The 19,041-nt window shown below is 38.2% G+C and carries 12 protein-coding genes; 4 read left to right on the top strand and 8 right to left on the bottom strand.

All coding sequences use genetic code 11. The annotated features are described in order from the left end of the window. Window positions 1-53 precede the first annotated feature (53 nt). The 4 genes from FHS59_RS15055 to FHS59_RS15040 all read left to right on the top strand — a co-directional run bounded on the left by FHS59_RS15055 (window position 54) and on the right by FHS59_RS15040 (window position 4,671). Entirely contained in the window at window positions 54-2,393 is a 2,340-nt protein-coding gene (locus FHS59_RS15055) for a glycoside hydrolase family 95 protein (protein WP_184496247.1), read from the top strand. Window positions 2,394-2,483: 90 nt separating this feature from the next. Beyond that, the gene (locus FHS59_RS15050) at window positions 2,484-3,611 is read left to right on the top strand and encodes a carbon-nitrogen hydrolase family protein (protein ID WP_184496246.1); all 1,128 of its coding nucleotides are present in this window, start codon (window positions 2,484-2,486) and stop codon (window positions 3,609-3,611) included. Window positions 3,612-3,631: 20 nt separating this feature from the next. Beyond that, window positions 3,632-4,003 carry a hypothetical protein gene (locus tag FHS59_RS15045; protein WP_184496245.1) on the top strand — a complete coding sequence of 124 codons (372 nt, stop codon included), beginning with the start codon at window positions 3,632-3,634 and terminating at the stop codon, window positions 4,001-4,003. Between the two features lie 80 nt (window positions 4,004-4,083). Beyond that, a complete protein-coding gene (locus FHS59_RS15040) occupies window positions 4,084-4,671 on the top strand; it encodes a hypothetical protein (protein ID WP_184496244.1) in 588 nt (195 codons plus the stop codon). A gap of 3 nt (window positions 4,672-4,674) precedes the next feature. On the opposite strand, the gene FHS59_RS15035 is transcribed toward FHS59_RS15040, so the two are convergent. The 8 genes from FHS59_RS15035 to FHS59_RS15000 form a co-directional block, all read right to left on the bottom strand. After that, window positions 4,675-6,339 carry an FAD-dependent oxidoreductase gene (locus FHS59_RS15035; protein WP_184496243.1) on the bottom strand — a complete coding sequence of 555 codons (1,665 nt, stop codon included), beginning with the start codon at window positions 6,337-6,339 and terminating at the stop codon, window positions 4,675-4,677. Between the two features lie 214 nt (window positions 6,340-6,553). Then, the gene (locus FHS59_RS15030; protein ID WP_184497506.1) at window positions 6,554-8,449 is read right to left on the bottom strand and encodes a c-type cytochrome; all 1,896 of its coding nucleotides are present in this window, start codon (window positions 8,447-8,449) and stop codon (window positions 6,554-6,556) included. Window positions 8,450-8,474: 25 nt separating this feature from the next. Beyond that, window positions 8,475-10,271 carry a 3-keto-disaccharide hydrolase gene (locus FHS59_RS15025; protein WP_184496242.1) on the bottom strand — a complete coding sequence of 599 codons (1,797 nt, stop codon included), beginning with the start codon at window positions 10,269-10,271 and terminating at the stop codon, window positions 8,475-8,477. Between the two features lie 265 nt (window positions 10,272-10,536). After that, window positions 10,537-12,123, bottom strand: a complete 1,587-nt coding sequence (locus FHS59_RS15020) for a RagB/SusD family nutrient uptake outer membrane protein (RefSeq protein WP_184496241.1) — start codon at window positions 12,121-12,123, stop codon at window positions 10,537-10,539. A gap of 18 nt (window positions 12,124-12,141) precedes the next feature. After that, the gene (locus tag FHS59_RS15015) at window positions 12,142-15,516 is read right to left on the bottom strand and encodes a SusC/RagA family TonB-linked outer membrane protein (RefSeq protein ID WP_246388481.1); all 3,375 of its coding nucleotides are present in this window, start codon (window positions 15,514-15,516) and stop codon (window positions 12,142-12,144) included. Between the two features lie 155 nt (window positions 15,517-15,671). Further along, complete coding sequence (locus FHS59_RS15010) at window positions 15,672-16,763, bottom strand: FecR family protein (RefSeq protein WP_184496240.1); 1,092 nt, start codon at window positions 16,761-16,763, stop codon at window positions 15,672-15,674. A 116-nt stretch (window positions 16,764-16,879) separates the two neighbouring features. Next, window positions 16,880-17,446, bottom strand: a complete 567-nt coding sequence (locus FHS59_RS15005) for an RNA polymerase sigma factor (protein ID WP_184496239.1) — start codon at window positions 17,444-17,446, stop codon at window positions 16,880-16,882. Window positions 17,447-17,835: 389 nt separating this feature from the next. Further along, complete coding sequence (locus FHS59_RS15000) at window positions 17,836-18,975, bottom strand: DUF4221 family protein (protein WP_184496238.1); 1,140 nt, start codon at window positions 18,973-18,975, stop codon at window positions 17,836-17,838. Window positions 18,976-19,041 lie beyond the last annotated feature (66 nt).

The following is a 19,041-nucleotide window of genomic DNA, read 5'->3' as shown; positions in this document are numbered from 1 at the left end:
TCTATTGGCGAAGGATTGTCTTTTTTGTAATCTTAAACCCAAACCCAAAATGCATGAAATCCCTGATAACCGCTATAGTTCTATTTTTTTGCTTTTCCCTCCACACATTTGCTCAAAAATCAATTCTCTGGTACACCAATCCTGCTGAAGAATGGGAGGAAGCTTTGCCGGTAGGCAATGGAAGATTGGGAGCCATGGTTTTTGGTAAAACCAGCATGGAGCGGATCCAATTAAATGAGGATTCGATGTGGCCAGGCTCTGTAGATGATTGGGGAATCGCGGAAGGTCGAAGAAAAGATCTGGAACAGGTGCGTAACTACCTTTTAGCAGGAGATAATAGCAAAGCAGACTCACTTTGGGTGGCAGCTTTCTCCAGAAAAGCGATCACGAGATCCCATCAGACTTTGGGAGATTTATGGTTGGATTTCGAATTCGATGAAATCACCGACTACAAGCGTTCATTAAACCTTCACGAAGCTTTGGCAACTTCCTCATTCCTGAGTGAAGGGCATTTGGTTAGCCAAGAAGTGATAGCAAGTCATCCTGATGATGCAATAATAATCCGATTATATACGGATCACCCAAAAGGTTTTGTGGGTAAAATCCGGTTAAGTAGGCCTGAAGATGAAGGTTTTGCAACAGCAGAATCCAAATCTATTGATTCTCAGACTTTGGAAATGGCAGGAATGGTTACTCAAAGAAAAGGGCAGATCGATTCCAAACCCTTTCCTATTTTAAACGGAGTGAAATTCAGAACTATTTTAATTGCAGAATCACCGGATAATGAAATAGGTACTGGGTTCGATTTTCTGGAGCTGAATGGAGCAAAAGAGATTTTGCTAAAATTGGTAACTTCTACCAGTTATTATAACAAGAATTTTGAGTCTGGTGCAGAAAGATCCATCGAGCTAATCAAAGGTAAATCCTGGAATGACTTAGTAAAAAGCCATGTGGAAGACTATCAGTCTTATTTTGACAGAATGCATCTGAGTCTGGGAAATCCTTCCATCAATGAAATCCCAACCGATGTTCGAATTAAAAATGTACAATCAGGCCAATCAGACCTGTATTTAGAAAAACTCCTTTTTGATTATGGCAGGTATTTATTGATTTCTTCCAGCAGACCTGGTTCCAATCCTGCCAACCTGCAAGGAATATGGAACAAAGACATCAATGCTCCATGGAATGCCGACTATCATTTAAACATCAATTTGCAGATGAATTACTGGCCGGCTGATGTCACAAATCTTGGCAAGCTGAACCAGCCTCTTTTTGATTTTCTGGATGGGGTTATTTATAGAGGGCAGGAAGTTGCCCAGAAAAATTTTGATATGCGAGGTTCATTTCTTCCCCATGCGACAGATCTTTGGCAAGTGCCATTTATGCGTGCGGCCACTGCTTATTGGGGTGGTTGGATTGGCGCCGGTGGCTGGATGGCAAGACATTATTGGGATCATTATTTATTCACCAATGATTCAAGATTCTTAGCGGATAGGGCCTTTCCAGCAATTGCAGAAGTTGCAGCCTTTTATTCAGATTGGTTGGTGGAATATCCAGGTGAAAACACCTTGGTATCTGCACCTTCTACTTCCCCCGAAAACCAATTTTTTAATGAGAAAGGCGAATCCGTAGCTACTACCATGGGAGCTGCGATGGACCAACAGATTATTGCCGATGTATTTACTTCATTTCTTGAAGCAGCAAAAATTCTGGGTTCCGAATCTAGGTTAAGAGACAAAATCGAAGATCAATTAGAGAAGTTAAGACCAGGAGTACAGATTGCCGAAGATGGAAGAATCTTGGAGTGGGACAAACCTTATGAGGAAACCGAAAAGGGCCATAGACACATGTCTCATCTTTATGCGTTTCACCCTGGAAATGCAATCACTACCAGTGAAACGCCAGAAGCTTTTGCGGCTGTTAGAAAAACACTTGAGTTTCGCCTAGCCAATGGTGGTGCGGGTACAGGATGGTCTAGAGCATGGTTAATCAACTTTTCCGCTAGGCTATTAGATGGTGAAATGGCACATGAGCACATCCAAAAATTGATCACCAATTCACTCTATCCAAATTTGTTTGATGGACATCCACCATTTCAAATTGACGGAAATTTCGGATATACAGCCGGAGTGGCAGAAATGCTAATTCAATCCCACGAACCAGGAATTCTCCGGCTACTTCCTGCTTTGCCGAAAGCTTGGAAAAATGGGGAAGTCAAAGGAATTAAAGCCAGAGGAAATCACGAGATCGATATGAAATGGGAAAATGGGCAATTGAGTTTCCTTTCCATTCTACCCGGAGAATCTCAAACCTTGACCATATTTTACAATGATTCTGAGACCACAATTATGCTAAAAAAAGGAGAGAGATTTGGTTTTGAATTCGATAATTGAAGCTTTTAATTAATTTGGCGTTTGGTTTGGCGTTTTTCATTTATTCGAAGTAGAAAAGCTGTTTTTTCACTTCGATTTAGATCGATCTGAATGTTAAAAAGATTTATAAGTTTCCTCATTTTCACTGTTTTCGTTTGGTTAATTTGGTCATACTCTGGCAGAAACACTCCATTACCAGAGACTCAGACCTTTCTTTCGGTTACAGAGGAAGTAAACTCTCCAGATTCCCTTGATCGCAATGTAATTGGTATACAGCCTTACATGCTGGTTTCAGATTACTTTGACCCGGCTCTTTATCAAGAAAAATTACGCCTATACCTCGCCGAGGCAAATTCCCAAGGATTTATTAGAAAAAACACCCTAGTAGTATTTCCTCAGTATATCGGGACATGGCTAGTGGTGGTTGGAGAAAAACATGTGATCGCTGATGAAAAAACCATAAACAACGCATTTAAAACACTGATTTTCAGCAATATTTTCGATTATTTTTTAGGCTATATCAAAACCGGAAATGAAGAAAACATAGCTGCATCGGCCATTCTACGAATGAAAGCTAAACAAATGGCTTCGGTTTATTTCAGCACTTTCAGTGAACTCGCAAAAGAATTCCAAACATACATCGTCGCAGGATCTATTGTACTTCCAGGGCCCTACGTATCGGAAGGGGAATTATTCATAGAGTCAAGAAAAGACCTATATAACGCTTCCTACATTTTTGGTCCAGATGGAAAAATAATCGGAAACTCAATTTTGGAGATCTACCCCAATTCCGATGATTTGACATTTTTGAAAGAGCCAGAAAACAAAAACATCACGGGTTTCCAGTTACCATTTGCCAGCAGTTCTATCCTATTGGGTGAGGACAGCTGGTATGCTGAACTCTATACTCAAAAGGTCCCTAGTACTTCTGAATTACTTTTGGTGCCTTCATTTCAGCTTGGAAACAACAGCATGGATTCCAGTTGGGTGAGCAGTAGCAGAAAACCATTTGTAGCTCCTGAAAAAGAGCAGGAATTGAAAGACCTGACTTTAAAAGAAGTTTGGAAAAACTATTTTCTCTCTGAGCTTGATTCAGGCGTTACGCTTCAATTCAATGTATTCCTGAAAGGAAAATTTTGGGAATATGAGGGAGAAGGTCAACCAATGATTGTTTACAAAGACTCGGTGCTTTCACCTACCACTGCGGAAAAGGCAGGGATTTGGTCTGTAAATTACTAATCCTAAAACATCACAATCAGATGGAAAATGTGGAAGAAATCAGACAGTTTTTAATTGATTCACTAAGATCACATGTTCCCCCATTAGTTGTAAAGAAAGATAATCCACAGGTTTTTGAAGTGGCTGGTGGTATTCCAGCCATGCAAGGGAAGCAAAAAGTTGATGGTTTCTATTTTGGGTCTGTGGTTCCCAAACCAAAAGATTCCAGATTATATTTTTTCCCGATTTACACCCATCCTGAAGAATTTGAATTCATTTCACCTGAATTAAGAAAATGTCTCAAAGGCAAAAGCTGCTTTCATTTCAAAAAACTAAATGAAGCCATGTCAACCGAGATCAAGCAAATGATAGCAAGGGGGATTGATGTATACCAAAAAAACGAGCTGATTTAAGCATTGTCTGGAAGCCAAATTCAAAATCAGAAGATTCTGGGAAATTTATGGTAAATTGAATCAACCCAATTAACTGATTTATGAAAAATACGATTTTGACTTTTAGTATGCTCCTGTTTTCAGGAATTGCATTTTCTCAAACTGTCGCATCCAAAGATATCCAGATAAAAACCGCTGTCATGGCAGCACCTGAGGAAAAAAGAGCGGATGCAATGGTGTATGGCTATGGAGAAAACGGAGAATTCATGGTTCTCAGACAAGGAAAAAACGAAATGGTCTGTATTGCAGATGATCCAAATTCGCCTGGATTTAGTGTCGCTGCCTACCAAAATGACCTGGAACCCTTTATGATAAGAGGAAGGGAATTAAAGAAAGAAGGAAAATCATTTCAGGAAATTTTTGACACCAGAGAAGCAGAAGCAAAAAGCGGAAAGCTTAAAATGCCAAAAGAAGGTGCTACACTGTTTGTTTTGACAGCTGAGCAGGAGAATTACAATCCCTCAACAGGGGAAGTAACAGATCCTTATTTGAGATATGTGGTTTATCTACCTTGGGCAACTTCAGAATCAACTGGATTACCATTAAAGCCTAGCGCTCCAGGAATGCCTTGGATTATGGATCCAGGTACGCATCGGGCACACATCATGATCACTCCTCCGAGAGACTGATAATCATAGTCTTCCAGCCAGCTCCATCACCTGCTTCTCATTCAATAAGACTTCTCTCAGCTGATCATAATTTACATCCTGAACAGCTTGATTTCCGTCGATTGCAAGAGATGCAGCTGCAGCTGCAGATTGACCTAAAATCATGAAAACCGGTTCCATCCTGATTGAACCAAAGGCAGTGTGGGAACTGGAGACACAAACCGGAACCAGCAAATTGCTACATTCTGATTTTTTAGGAAGAATTGTTCCTAAGGAAATGCTATAAGGTTGTTTAGGATGTACGCCTATATCTCCTTCATTTTGAACATTCCCTCCCGGCGTGATGAAACGCTGCACATTGTGTGAATCTAAAGAATAGGAACCCATTCCAATAGGCTGAGGCACTTCCCTATCTCCTAAAACTTCGTGCTCAGTCATTACATAATCACCGATCATTCTTCGCGCTTCTCTCACATAAATCTGATGTGGCCAATTTCCAGTATCCTGAAATTCATCCTTTGCCAATCCCCATTGAGCCATTTCATCTCTGACTTTTTGAGGAACCCGAGGATCATTTGCCATAAAGTATAATAATCCCTGCTGATAATTTTTATGCTCCTCGAGCATCGCGTTTCTCTCCTCATAGCTGGCTTCTGGATAATTATAATTCTTACCAATGTAATCAGTACTAAAAGGGCCATGATTATTGGTATCTGTTTTCAAATTTGGAATCGGATCAAACTTATCGAAAGTCTCATCCCAACCTGCTTCATATACCCTCGCCAAAAGTTCATATCGATGAGGATCATATCCTTCAGGTTTCGCAAAAGGAACCCGATTATCAGGATGTCTACTCATGCATAATCTGTAATTGTAAGCTTGAAGTCTGGAATCTCCCTCGCCATTGATTCCGGGAGGCTGATCTGAAATTTCTGGTAAAAGACCGCTTGATGGATCATTTGGGATTTCATAAGCACTAATAGAGTCCTGAAAGTAATGTCTATGTTGGTAAACACCCACTTGGACTCCATTCCATTTTTCGCCGTAAGTTTCGTTTGATTCTCTTCCAATATGGTAAGAAACTCCGGCTGCAGCCATTAAGTCTCCTTCGTAAGTAGCATCGATAAACACTTTTCCTTCGAAGGTTTTTCCAGAAAGAGTTGAAATCTTAGTGATTTTTCCTTCGGACAAAGTGACTCCTTTTGATCTATCCAGCCATTCATCTCTCCAGATTTCCAGCTTATTTTCTGAAACAAAATCTTCAAAAACCTGCTCCGCCACATGCGGTTCAAAAATCCACATCGTTCTAGCATTTCCGTCTATCGCTGGAGTACCTTGCCCTTTGTTGCCATACTCTTCGCGCTTTTGCCACTTCCAAGCCGAATCTTGTTGATAATGCGCATAAACTCTTCCATAAAACTCTCTTGCAAGACCTCCAATCACGGATTTATCTCCAGTATCAGTATACCCCAAACCGCCAGAGGAAAGCCCTCCCAAATGCTGATCAGGAGAAACAATGATGATAGATTTCCCCATTTTTTTCACCTGAACAGCGGCTGTTATTGCAGCTGAAGTTCCTCCATAAATAATCACATCTGCACTAAAAACATTCGATTCAATGTTTTCTTCAGGTTTTGGTGAGCAGTAAAAAAGTAGGAATGCGAGAAGAAATAGTAAACGGGTAGGCATATGGGTTTTGATTAAAAATGAATGAAAGAATATAAACTTTAGGTTTACCAAGATATTTAAAAGGCATTAGTCCTGAAAGCCTTAGCATTTGAAATTGGAAAACTCAGAATGGAAAAACAACAAGTGTTTCTCCTCAAAAATTGATACAAATAAAAAACCGAAGCCTGAAAGGCTCCGGTTTTTTGAATTAAAACTCATTTATATCTGTCATTTATTATTTCAGGGAATTAATCCATCGTGCAATTTTCAATGCGTCCTCTCTTTTAACCTGAGGCATTGGAGCCATTGGAGTGGCATATCCAGGCCAGTTTTCAGGTTTTGGATTATAGATTAAATCCACAATTTTTTCTGGAGAATAACCACGCTTAGCCACCTCATTGAATCCAGGACCTACTACTTTTTTGTTTGGCGCATGACAAGCTGTACAAGTGTTTTTTGCCAATAAGGTTTTGATCTCCGCTTCAGAAGGGATTCCAGTAGATGGAGTGGATGAAGCCGCTACTTTTTTAGGTTCTTCCTTTACCTCTACCACAGGAACTGGCTTAGGTTTGATCAACATTTTGGTGCCTGTTGGGATATTATTCAATGTATAATAAGCATCTGGGTGGATCAACTCATGAGATTGGTTAGCCTCTCTAACACCAGGAAGGCTGATTTTATGCACATGATACTGCTTCAAATCCTTCACAGCAATTCTCACTTTCATGCCATCTTCAGAAACCTCAACTCCCAAAATCTCATGGTCCATGTTTCTTACTGGAGGACTTCCATAAACTGGGTGGTATTTATAAGTGTAGCTACTTACCGCATAAGAACTCAAATCTTCCGCTGACTCTTTATCGATTGGCTTCGTAAATTCGATTTCAAAACCATCTACTTTGGCTTTCACGGTTCTCATTTCGAAAGGCAATTCGCGGTTCCAAACCAATCTCTGTAAGCCTTCATTTGCATCACCTGCAGAACCCCAACCTCTATTGGTTTCACCTACGAAAAGAGACTGATCATCTGCAAACACTATTCTAAGAACTCCAGATTGGAAACCATTTCTGAAATCAATGGAGGCGCCTTGGTATTCACCGTTCACTTTCTCAAGAACCACACGCATGATCTTACTTTGACCTTGGTCACCTACTAAAAGCTGGCCTTCGAAAGGACCAAAAACACCATCAGGGATCACGATAGGCTCAGAAGTAGAAATTCCATGAACACCATATGGGAACCAAACTGCAGGAAGTTTAATAGCAGGAAGAGATTTTTTAGCCTCATAAAGTGTGACAAAATTATCATCTACCACATTTTCTGGCTTGATATATCTTCCGTTTGCATCTTTCACTCTTTGAGGATCGACAACTTTGTCAAATTCCTCAGTAGTAATTTTGATTGGAGAATTAGGTAAACCTGACCATCTCAGACCAGCTGGATGTCCAGAGAAATCACCTTTTTCCAAGTGCCATAATCCACCAGAACCTTGGTAATCACCTTGGTTTTCTGTGTAGAAAACTTCGCCATTCAAAACACCAACACCTGCTGGAGATCTCATCCCTGTTGCATAGGGTTCGATTTCTCCATCACGATGGATTTTTAAGGTCCAACCTCTGAAAGGCACTCTACTTTCACCTCTCCACCATTCTTGATCTCCAAATGCGACATTGGTAGTGACAATAAAATCACCATCAGGAGTTACTTTTGGACCGAAGCTATATTCATGGTAATGTGAAGAAAGTGGCCAAGCCGCTACTGTTTCGTATAAATCTGCCTTATCATCACCGTTGGTATCTACCATTTTGGTAAGCTCACCACGCTGAACGGCATAAAAAGCGCCGTTTTCATAGTAAAGACCTAAAGCCTCATGAAGGCCAGATGCAAATTTCTTGAAATAGGGTCTTCCGGAAGTCGGATTTTCTACTACAAACACATCCCCTCTTCTTGTGGAGACTCCAAGGTTACCATTTGGCAACATGGTCAAACCACCTACTTCTAGAAGTAATCCTTCCGGAGCAGGTACTCGAGTAATTTTAAAATAATCTTCCTCTTTTGGTGATTCCTGAGCAAAAGCGACTTGAATAGTAGCTATACTCATCGCAGTCAGGATCCAGTTTTTTAAATTCATCTTTTTCATCTTCTTCTGGCCTGATTTAGAATAATACAACATAACTCAAAGTGGAGTTGAAAGGCAGATAAATTCCGCCATCCGCTGAGGATCCGACTGTTGGAGTAACATCTTCCGTCAAAACTTCTAAATACGCTCCTGTATCTTCGATGAGATACAATGTTTTAGAAACTTTTTTCAATGATTTACCTGGAAGCGCCTTGATTCTGTAAGATGAACCATCTCCTGAAAGTTGAAGAGTTCTGACAATTCCTTTTCCATTTGACATCAACTGAATATGATCCTTCAAAACTCCACCATTTGAAGTCGTAGCTTTAAATTCCATATCTCCTGATCCCAATACTTGGTAGCCAGTACTTTTCAATTCTACTTCAGCCGGAGCATTTGAGCTATTCAAAAGCAAAGGATCATCTAAACTTAATTCGGTTACAACTCCCAATGGTCTGGAAACACCGTTTCCTCGACTATGCCACATTGGCGTCGCATCTAAAAATGCACCTCTCCAAACTCGGATCAATTGGTTTGTTTCCAAGTCGTATGTAAAGTGCGTACCAAATTCTGAGGATACAGATACAGCATGGGAAAGTTTGGTACGATTAGGAAGCTCCACAAAGCTTCTCAAAACAGGAGTTTCTTCAGTTTTCACCCAAATAGGATCCACCGAATTATCATAAGCCAAAGCTGGCTCACTTAATATTACTGGCCACATGCCATCTGCACTTGCTGCTAGATTGAAACCTTGAGCAGTCCAATCCTGAGGCTTGGAAACCCAAATCACATAAGGTACATCCCCTGCAGAAAGAGATTTCTCAACTCTAGTTCGACCACCTTTGAGATCACTTGCAGTTGCATTTGCACCTAGCGCAATTGCTCCAAGTCCTCTAGGTACATCTAAGTCAAAGGTAAAGTTTCCAGCTTCTTTGATGCTTAGAACACCAGTGAATTTGGTCAAAGCCGCCCCTGTAACGCCTGTATTGAACTCATCGAAAGATCCGATTTTTCCTTCTTTTTCAGCTTTCAGCTCAGATGAAGCAGGCATTTCAGTGAATCTTCCTGGGAAGACTTGATAATTTATAGTTTTGATTTGGGGAGATGCTAAATCCAATCGTTTTACTTCCAAAGATTGAATGGCTACCTGCCCATGATCGCCTTGGATTCTGATAGGACCTTCGGCTACTTCTCCACCGGAAAGTGCTCCTCTCGTAGGACCAAAAAGTTCTAGGTTTTCGTGAATTGTCACTCCGTTTAAACGGATGTATCTGAATTTGGCATTTTGAATTTTTTCACCATTTGCAGAAAATCTCGGTGCTTGAAAACCAACTTCCAATGTCTGCCAAATCCCAGGTGCTTTGCTCACATTTTGTCTAGGTGCATAGCCTTGATAACCTTTTTGTCCATCTGGCTTGGAATCATCCCAACGCTCATATACACCACCGTTACTTCCAGCTTTTGGGCTTTTTTCCAACCAGCTGTCCAGCAATTGGATTTCATATTGACCTTGAAGGTAAAGTCCTGAATTAGATCCTTCGGCCATCATGTAAACCAATTTCAAGTCAACATCTCCGAATTTTTCGGAAGAAATCAGGTCTGCTCCAGGTTTCTTTTTAGAGGGAGCATTAAACAAAATAGTACCTTCTCCTTCAGCAATAAGTTCATGGTCTTTTGGAGAAAGATCCGCCCAAACGTTTCCTACCTCTTTCCAGCTTCCTTTATTATTGGTAAAGGAATCCAGAGATAATTTAGAAACTGATTGAGCCTGTGCAGTAATAACTGGAGTAGAAATAGTCAAAGCTATCCCCAACCCTAGTAATCTGGGGTTCAAAAGCATAGGTTAATAAATTGATTGATTTTTAGAAGTTGTGAAGAAGTAATTCATCAAATCACCCTTCTTAATAAATTCTGAATTTTAAAATAACTCAAAACGAGTGTTAAAGATAAAACTCAAATTCATTCTAATTGATGCTTTTTTCAAAAGAATTGTTGAAAAGCGGTAGCATCTGCTCACAATAGGAGAAGTTTTTTAAATAGAAATTGAAATCTTAGGTAAGAAAAACGCCCTGAGAAAATTAATCTCAGGGCGTTTTTTTTTAATTAGCGTAACCTGGATTCTGTGTCAAAGTAGGATTTCTTTGCAATTCTTGTTCAGGCAATGGGAACAACATATTTGCTTCCTTGATAGGCCCATTAAAATAATTGGATGTACCTATTGCATCAATAAACTCTATTTCACCAGAGCCATCATTGGATGGTTTAGGGAATTTTCTAGTTCGCATCACATCAAACCAAATTGGGAATTCGAAAACTAATTCTCTAAGACGCTCTTTCCAAACTTCCTCAACGAATTGATCAACTGTCAAACTTGCCAATTCACTTCTTATTTGTGCAGATTCAGTTTTCCAAAGTGCTCTCTCTTTAATCTGAGCAAGGTAATCAACTGCTTCAGCAGTAACTCCTTCAGATTTTGCGATAGCTTCTGAAGCAATCAATAGCACATCTGCGTAAGAATAAATCAACTTATCTTTACTGGATAGTGCTGAGGTCATTGCAGCCTCCTCATCCACCCACATATAAGGAGAAGGAGCAAACTGTACTTCTTCATTATCAATTGTAATGGAAGTATGGAAATATTGCTTCTCCTGAATTCTAAGATCATTTTCATGATCATAAGAATTTAACATAGGTGGTGTAGGTCCATATGCATTATTAGTAATTGCATAAGCTAATTGTGGAGCAATAGAAACAGGATAACAAATCGCAGGGTAGCCATTGTTTGCAATTGTCTCATCAAACTCGTAATAATAAATATACTCTTGAGGTATGGATACACTTGATTTCAGTTTATTATAAGCTGAACCGTTTGGTGCAATTTCCCCATTTCCCAAAAAAGTATGTTGAGCCAACGAATAAATTCCTGAGTTAATTATTTCTCTAGCTGTATTAGCGGAATTTGCATAATTATCTTCACCAATAGCAGCCCCACTCATGGTCAAGTAAACTTCCGCTAGAACTGTTTGGGCAACAGAATTTGAAATTCTACCAGAATTATTGGACATTGATTGGCTTGATAAACCTCCCCCATCAATGGCAGAATTTAAATCCTCCACTATCAAATCATAAACCTGAGTAGCAGGAGTTCTTTCTACAAATAAATTCTCCAAGCTTTCGTATGGTTCTGTGATAAGAGGTACGTCTCCAAACATCCTAACCAAATAATAATAATTTAGGGCTCTAAAGAATTTTGCTTCAGCCATGTATCTTTCCGCATCTTCAGATGACAAACCTGGTGTAGTTGGAATATATTTGATGGCATTATTTGCCCTGGAAATTCCAGTATAAATATCAGACCACATCGAATTAAAATAATCGGATAGGTTTAATCCATCAAAAGTCATTGTTTGCCCCCTTTGGACGTGAAACTCTTGTCCTTTGTAATCATTGTCAACAAACCCTGACAAATAAGGGCCAAACATGATACGAGCACCTGAGTAAACTCCTGTCTCGTACATTTGCATAGCTCCTCTTCTATATAGAGCGTTTACAGCATCTCTAGCGTGTTCTGGTCTAGTAAAATACTGATTTGAAGCGACTTCGTCTCTTGGTTTTTCCTCAAGAAAACCATCACAAGAAGCTGAGAAAAGCAGTATTCCTAAGTATAATATATATGTCTTTTTCATTTGAAATTTCGTTAAGGATTAAAATTGAAGACTTACACCCACAGTAAATGTTCTAGGTCTAGGATACTGGAAGAAGAAAATGTTCTGTCCCCATTGATTTCCTTCCCATGATGAAGCTTCTGGATCGTAACCTTTAAAGTCTTTAGAGTGAATCAAAAAGGCATTTTGAACATTTGCATATACTCTAAGCTTATTGAATCCTTTATTCTTTGCAACCAAATCATTAAAAGTATAACCTAGAGAAATTAGATTCCCTCTGATGTAAGAACCATCAGCAACCCAATGAGAATCCACTTCACTATTTTGTCCTGAATAAGGACCATTTCGTATCTGCTGAACCATGGTATTTTGATTATCCTCAGTCCAAGCATCATATAATACATCACTAAGACCACTTGCAAAACCAGTTCTATCCTGAGTTGAATGGAAGAATTGTTGTAGAATATCTACACCAGCAACAAATTGTACGTCTAGAGTAAAATCAAAATTCTTGTAATAGAAATTATTGATAAAACTTCCAGTCCATTTTGGCAGACCGTTGCCGATTATCTTTCTTTCCGCACTTCTTTTTGCTTCACCAGGAATTGCCCCAACTTCAGCAGCTTCAGCAGCTTCGTCAGTTCCCCAAGTTCCAAGTCTTTCAAATCCCCAGAACGAGCTTAAAGGTTCTCCAACTCTCAAAATAGTCTGGCTTCCGGAAACCCAATTCGGTCCTGGGAAAATATCTTCATCATTTTCACCAAGCTTTTCAATTTGATTTTGATTATAAGAGAAATTCAGATTTGACTCCCAGCTAAAATCATTAGTAGTCACCGGAAATGCTTTTACCAAAACCTCAATCCCCCTATTAGAAACGGAGCCTATGTTATCTCTAACTGCAGAAAAGCCGGATGATGAAGGAACTGGTCTATCCAAAAGTAAATCATTGGTCAGTTTATAGTAATAATCAAAACTAAATACCAAAGCTCTATTCAAAATAGATAAGTCAAATCCTGCATCAAATTGAGTAGTTTTCTCCCATTCCAAATCAGGATTTGGAAGTCGATTCACATAACTTATTGGAGCTCTAGTTCCGTTAATAAGTGTAGTTCCTGCAGAGATGGTACCTAATGATTGGTAAGTTGGGATTTCAGTATTACCAGTTATCCCAAAGCTGGATCTTAACTTTAACTCATTAATAGAGTTTGATAAACCCTGCATGAAAGGCTCATTAGAAATTACATAGCCAAGGCCCACGGATGGAAAAACTCCATATTTGTTATTATCTCCGAAACGGGAGGAACCATCAACTCTACCTGTGAAAGTAACCAAGTATTTATCTTTGTAATTATAATTCCCTCTCAAAAAGTAGGAGTTCATGCTCCATTCATCATAGCCAGAATTAGGAGTACCTGGTTGACTTGCGGCTTGAATTCTATTAAATGTGAAAGTATCATCTGAGAAACCAGTTGCACTTACATTAAAAAACTCAGATGTTCTTTTTTGCCAGCTAAGTCCAGCCATGGCATTAATTGAGTGATCACCAAAATCCTTTGTATAGGTTAAGTAATTCTCCTGTTGCCAATATAAACTTCTGTCATTAGCTAAATATGCATACCCGTTTGGAGATGAAATATTTATAAGATCAGTCGGACTGTAGATCTGTTCGTTATAGTCATTTTTATCAAATCCGATTTGAGAACGAAGGTCTAAACCTGGAAGAATATGGAATGTAGTATAGAAATTCCCAAAAAGCTTAGTTCTTTTTCTCAATCGATCCTGCGTTTTAAGAACATGCACAGGGTTAGGGATTGCTTCTAAACCATAAGGATCCGAAACCATACTTGAATTACTGTAGGTTCCATCAGGAAATTGCACAGGAAAAATCGCTGGCATTTCTATCATTGATCTTCTTGGCATCTGATGTCCACCGCTTTCCTCAAATACATTTTCATTGGTAGAGTTAGCCAAAACATTAAATCCTAAAGACAACCATTCTTTCGGTTGCGCATCAAAAGCAAACTTACCATTGATCCTTTTCAGGTAATTATTAAGCATAATACCTTCCATATCAGCATAATTTATAAATGCACCAAAAGAAGATTTTTCTGCTTTAGATTGGAAGGATAGCTGATGATTATGTGAAATCGCAGTCCTTGTAGCTTCTTCCTGCCAATCAGTATCATACAAAGGATTACCATTAGCATCAAATAAGTTTGGATCATTCGCTGTAAAAGCTGGAATTGAAGTCCCTGGTCTATATTTACTATGGTTTTCGAATCCTTGCCTTAAAACTTCCATGAACTCTTCTGCATTAAGAACATCCAGTTTTTTCGGCAATACTCCAATACTGAAAAAGCCATCATAACCTACTGTGGTTCCGATACTTTTTGCCCCTCTTTTTGTACTTACCATAATGACACCATTTGCTCCTCTAGCTCCATAAATTGCAGTAGAAGAAGCATCTTTTAGCACTTCCATGCTTTCTATATCATTTGGATTTAAAAACTCAATATTCTCCATCACTACCCCGTCAACTACATAGAGAGGCTGTGAAGATGAATTGATTGTTCCTAAACCACGGATAAGGACTCTAGGGCTTGAAGAAGGTGAACCTGAATTCAAAAACACATTCACACCAGCAACTTTTCCTTTAAGACCTTGGAGCGCATTATTAATAGGAGCTTTTAAAAGTTCTTCACTTCCTACAACACCTACTGAACCAGTCAAATCTGACTTTTTAACTGTACCATACCCAACTACTACCACTTCATCTAGGGCAGTTTCGTCTGAGGTCATAGTTAAATTGAAATTTCTTCTATCTCCAACTGGTAATTCTATAGTCTTCATTCCGATAAAACTAAATATCAGAATGGACTCTTCTGAAGCAACAGATAAAGTGAAATTTCCATCCAAATCGGAAATCACCCCATTTGAAGTACCTTTTTCAATAATTGAAACCCCAGGCAAAGGTGCACCTGTTTCATCTACTATTTGACCAGAAACTGTTTCTTGAATTGATTCCTCAATTTTTACTGAGCTACCTTCAAGCTCATCTGCTTTGCGCACATGAATATTGTTATTCACCTGCTTAAACTGTAATCCAGTTTGCTTGGAAAAATCAATCAATAAATCGTAAACTGATTTATTTGATTGAATTGTGACTAAAGGAGCGCCTTTTAATTCCTTACTTGTGTACACGAAATTAAAATCCGTCTCCTTCTCTATTGCGTAAAATGCATCAATTGGACTGACATTAATCAGATTGAGATTGAGCTGTACCTCATCTATTTTTTTGATCTGCGCATTGCCATCATTGGCAAAAAGCAGACTCATAGACAGGCATTGTATAAAGAAAATATAGAGTATTTTTTTGGACATGGCCAATGCATGTAAGAGTATGACTTTTTTCATAACTTTACGAAGTGTTTATACTGTGAAGAATGGTGTAATCGATTGGTACTGAAAGAAAAATTCAACTAGACTTTCAGACCTAAATCTGCTGGAGGTGTTGCCGCACCTTCAGCTTTTTTTATTCAAAAAATTGCTCTTTCATAGGCGAAATGTATTTAGGGTTTAAATTTTAATTTGACTTGTTTTTCCTCAATTGAATAGGTAAATCGAGCAGAATAGCTCATTCCCTCCAAAATATTTTCTAAAGATTCATCCTGAAACTTTCCAGTAATGAAGAGATTTTCGGGGAAGTTATTTTCCAAAGTAATTTCGACTCCGTACCATTGCTCAAGCGACTTTTTCGCCTCCAAAAATGGCGTCTTTTTGAAAATCAAAGTTTTGTTCATCCAAGCCAATGCTTCATTCAAATTGAATTGGCCTTTCGTCCAGGTACTGTTATCCAAGCTTGCGAAAACCTCTTCTCCAGGAACAAGCTTTTCTGAATAATTCTCCACTTCACTATTTGTCACCAAAACAGAACCTCTAATCAGAGAAATGGAAATCGGTTCTTCAGGATAGGCTTTGATATTAAATGCTGTACCCAAAGCTCTGGTAGAAACATGGCTGGTTTTTACAATGAATGGCTTTAGAGTATCTTCTGCCACCTCAAAAAAACCTTCACCTACAAGGCTTATCTCACGGGTATCTCCTTCAAAATTGCTCGCAAACGTAATCTTACTTTCTGAGTTCAAAATCACCTCAGTGCCATCAGGCAATAAGTAATTGGCTTTTGTTCCCGCAGGAACCTGAAAAGTCTCATAACTCAAAACCTTTTCTTCCTGCACTACCTGATTATTAGTTTGGATCCAAAGACCTGCAAAAAATAGTGCTACAATTCCGGCCGTTGCAAAAGAAGTTCTGATAAAACCTCTTTTCCTTCTCGCGCGCTCTCTTTCTTTATGATGCTGAATGGCAGACCAACTGTCTAAAGAAACAACTTTGGTTTGCTTCTTTTGACTTTCTAATTGATCGATCTTTGCGTCCAAAGAATCCCACTCAAAGTTGATTTCTTCGCAGCTAAGCTCGTTGTCCTCTTTTGGTAAATGAATCAGAATTTTTCTAGCTTTCTCTATCTCCTCAATCTTATTCTTATTGGATACTAAAAACTCTTCCCAATACCGTTTTGCCTCCGGATCATTGGTCAGTACCCATTTTCTGAATTCTGGGTCTAAAACAAAATCTTCTGTACTATATTCTGATTTACTCATAAAGTCCGCATTCAATAGATAAGTGCGAACACTCAAAAAGTTATCCTCCTAAAAAGAGATTTTTTTAACAAATTTTAAATAAAAACCACAAACACCTGATTATCAGCACAATAAAATCAAACAGTTTTCTTCAAACTGGAGATGGCTTTCCATGCAAGGGTATACACAGATTTCAAATTGATGTTCATCAGAGCTGAAGTCTGCTCATAGGAAAGGTGATCAAAAAACAAATGATGAATCACTTCTTTTTGCCTGATCGGAAGCCCGACAATTGCTTCATGCAATTTCTTTTTGATGGATTCATCCCGCTGCAAGTTTATCATTTCACTTTCGGGACTGTCGAATACAAAGGATAAGCCCGCTGTATGTTCCTCCATCACCGATCTTCTTCGCGCTTCATCTTTGGAAACTTTGTAAATTTTGTTGGAAAGGCATTTGAACAGATAATTCTTGACATTATCAGTCTCTTGCAGATTGGAATGGTATTTCCAGAGATCAATAAAAACTTCCTGAATCAAATCTTTGATTTGTTCGCGATCTTGTAATAAGGAACAGCCAAACCGAAAAAGATCTTGAATATATCTCCTATAGATCAGTTCCAGTGCATTTCTATCTCCTCCGATAAAAGCTTTCCAATACGCCGCATCGTTGAAAAAATCCTGTTTTGACTCCAGGTTAATCATCAAATTCACTTTCAGGGTTTATCAATAATGTGCTAATTTTTTGAGAAAAAATTTAATTATCAAACCGTTCAAACAATAAACTTTTAGCAAATATTGATTCACTTAAAGAAAATTTATCAGTAAATCTAGTAAAACATTATTGTGTCTTTTCTACACAAAAAGAACTTAAAATTCTAATTTTCAACTACTTAAAACCTAGTATTGCAATTTCACTTGAATTTTTTGTTCAATACGAAAACAAATTATTTTACTAAACATTTTGAATAAATTGTCTTAAAACAAAAATTTTAAAGCTGCCAATCATAGTATAAGTGCAGTATTTATTTATGGTAAATGCATATAAATTATTTATGGATCTAAATCCAATATCAGAATCCTTGTTTATAAATTCATTTTTTGAACGGATTTTCAAAAATCAAAAGACCTGGCTCATCGTCAAAAGATGCTGCTAAATAAAAAGTTGACTCTTTAAGGAACATTTTCCTGGGTTTAAGTTTGATTTCATCTAGGAGGATTTCCCTAGTCAAGTTTAAATCAGCATCATATTCAAATAAGTAATTTTTATATGAAACTCCATCAGAAGTCAGATGATAGCCGAGTCTAAACAACTTTTGATTCTTTTCGTCAACTATAGGTAAAAGAAAGTTCATCCGCTTTTCTAACTCCCTTTTAAACTCCTTTTCCTCGATTTCATTTTTGGCCCTGAATATTTCTTCAACAGACTCCTGATCTTCAAAAAATTTTGAGCTATTAGGTTTTGTGCTTACTGTATCTCCATTGGTAAGGTATGCAGTCATATTGGGCATTCCTCGATTTACGATAAGGAATCCACCTGGAAAATCACTGATAACAAATGCAGGAGAAGAATAAAACGTGAAGGATTCGACTAGAGTTATCACAGAAGAATTTTTTATCAAATCAACAAAAGGTATCTCTCTAAAATAGATGGTATCAATTTCCGGATCATAGCTTAGCACCTCCGATTCGTTGGTGCCCATTTTTACTGTCGAAAAGTGGAATTGTTTATCTTTATAAAGAAATCCTGTGTTTGGAAATTTCCTATCCAAGTCTGGATTCAAATAAAAATGGTGATCTAACCTTACTCTATTAGTTCTTTTCCCTTCCTTATTAAAGGAATAAAATACCTTGTCACCTTGGACCATAAAACTACTATCATTGATCATTTGAAAATCTATGATCCAGTCACCGATACCATCAGGGCCTTCATCGGACATTTCCAATTTTGATAAAAGCTTTTTTGTTTTTAGATCAAGCGTGTACAAATATCTTTTTTCAAGATTGAAAATAGAATAGGTAGGGGCATTTTTAGAAATGGCCGAAAAAGCCAAATACTCTCCGTCATCTCCTAATTCTATAATATCATGTTCAGGTTTAAAAATCAACGTATCTATCTTAAAATCCACCATATTTAAATCGGTATATGGTTTATTATTGGAGCACGAAGAAAAACCAATGGCAAATAGAATTAATATAATTTTAAAAGAAGAGCGACTTATTCGATATGCCATTTTTAAGGTGATAAATTTTAATTAATTAGGACCAGTAGGGTTTTCAAAATTTGAAAACTCTACTGG

This window comes from Algoriphagus iocasae (assembly GCF_014206875.1).
GTDB classification, from domain to species: domain Bacteria; phylum Bacteroidota; class Bacteroidia; order Cytophagales; family Cyclobacteriaceae; genus Algoriphagus; species Algoriphagus iocasae.
The sequence above is the reverse complement of the archived record's forward strand: the minus strand, read 5'-3'. Positions and strand labels throughout refer to the sequence as shown.

What these genes read in the sequence shown, in the direction of transcription:
- FHS59_RS15035 (WP_184496243.1), bottom strand. Translation starts at nt 6,339, where the DNA reads ATGCCTACCCGTTTACTATTTCTTCTCGCATTCCTACTTTTTTACTGC.
- FHS59_RS15005 (WP_184496239.1), bottom strand. Translation starts at nt 17,446, where the DNA reads ATGATTAACCTGGAGTCAAAACAGGATTTTTTCAACGATGCGGCGTAT.
- FHS59_RS15015 (WP_246388481.1), bottom strand. Translation starts at nt 15,516, where the DNA reads ATGAAAAAAGTCATACTCTTACATGCATTGGCCATGTCCAAAAAAATA.
- FHS59_RS15050 (WP_184496246.1), top strand. Translation starts at nt 2,484, where the DNA reads ATGTTAAAAAGATTTATAAGTTTCCTCATTTTCACTGTTTTCGTTTGG.
- FHS59_RS15040 (WP_184496244.1), top strand. Translation starts at nt 4,084, where the DNA reads ATGAAAAATACGATTTTGACTTTTAGTATGCTCCTGTTTTCAGGAATT.
- FHS59_RS15030 (WP_184497506.1), bottom strand. Translation starts at nt 8,449, where the DNA reads ATGAATTTAAAAAACTGGATCCTGACTGCGATGAGTATAGCTACTATT.
- FHS59_RS15045 (WP_184496245.1), top strand. Translation starts at nt 3,632, where the DNA reads ATGGAAAATGTGGAAGAAATCAGACAGTTTTTAATTGATTCACTAAGA.
- FHS59_RS15020 (WP_184496241.1), bottom strand. Translation starts at nt 12,123, where the DNA reads ATGAAAAAGACATATATATTATACTTAGGAATACTGCTTTTCTCAGCT.
- FHS59_RS15000 (WP_184496238.1), bottom strand. Translation starts at nt 18,975, where the DNA reads ATGGCATATCGAATAAGTCGCTCTTCTTTTAAAATTATATTAATTCTA.
- FHS59_RS15010 (WP_184496240.1), bottom strand. Translation starts at nt 16,763, where the DNA reads ATGAGTAAATCAGAATATAGTACAGAAGATTTTGTTTTAGACCCAGAA.
- FHS59_RS15055 (WP_184496247.1), top strand. Translation starts at nt 54, where the DNA reads ATGAAATCCCTGATAACCGCTATAGTTCTATTTTTTTGCTTTTCCCTC.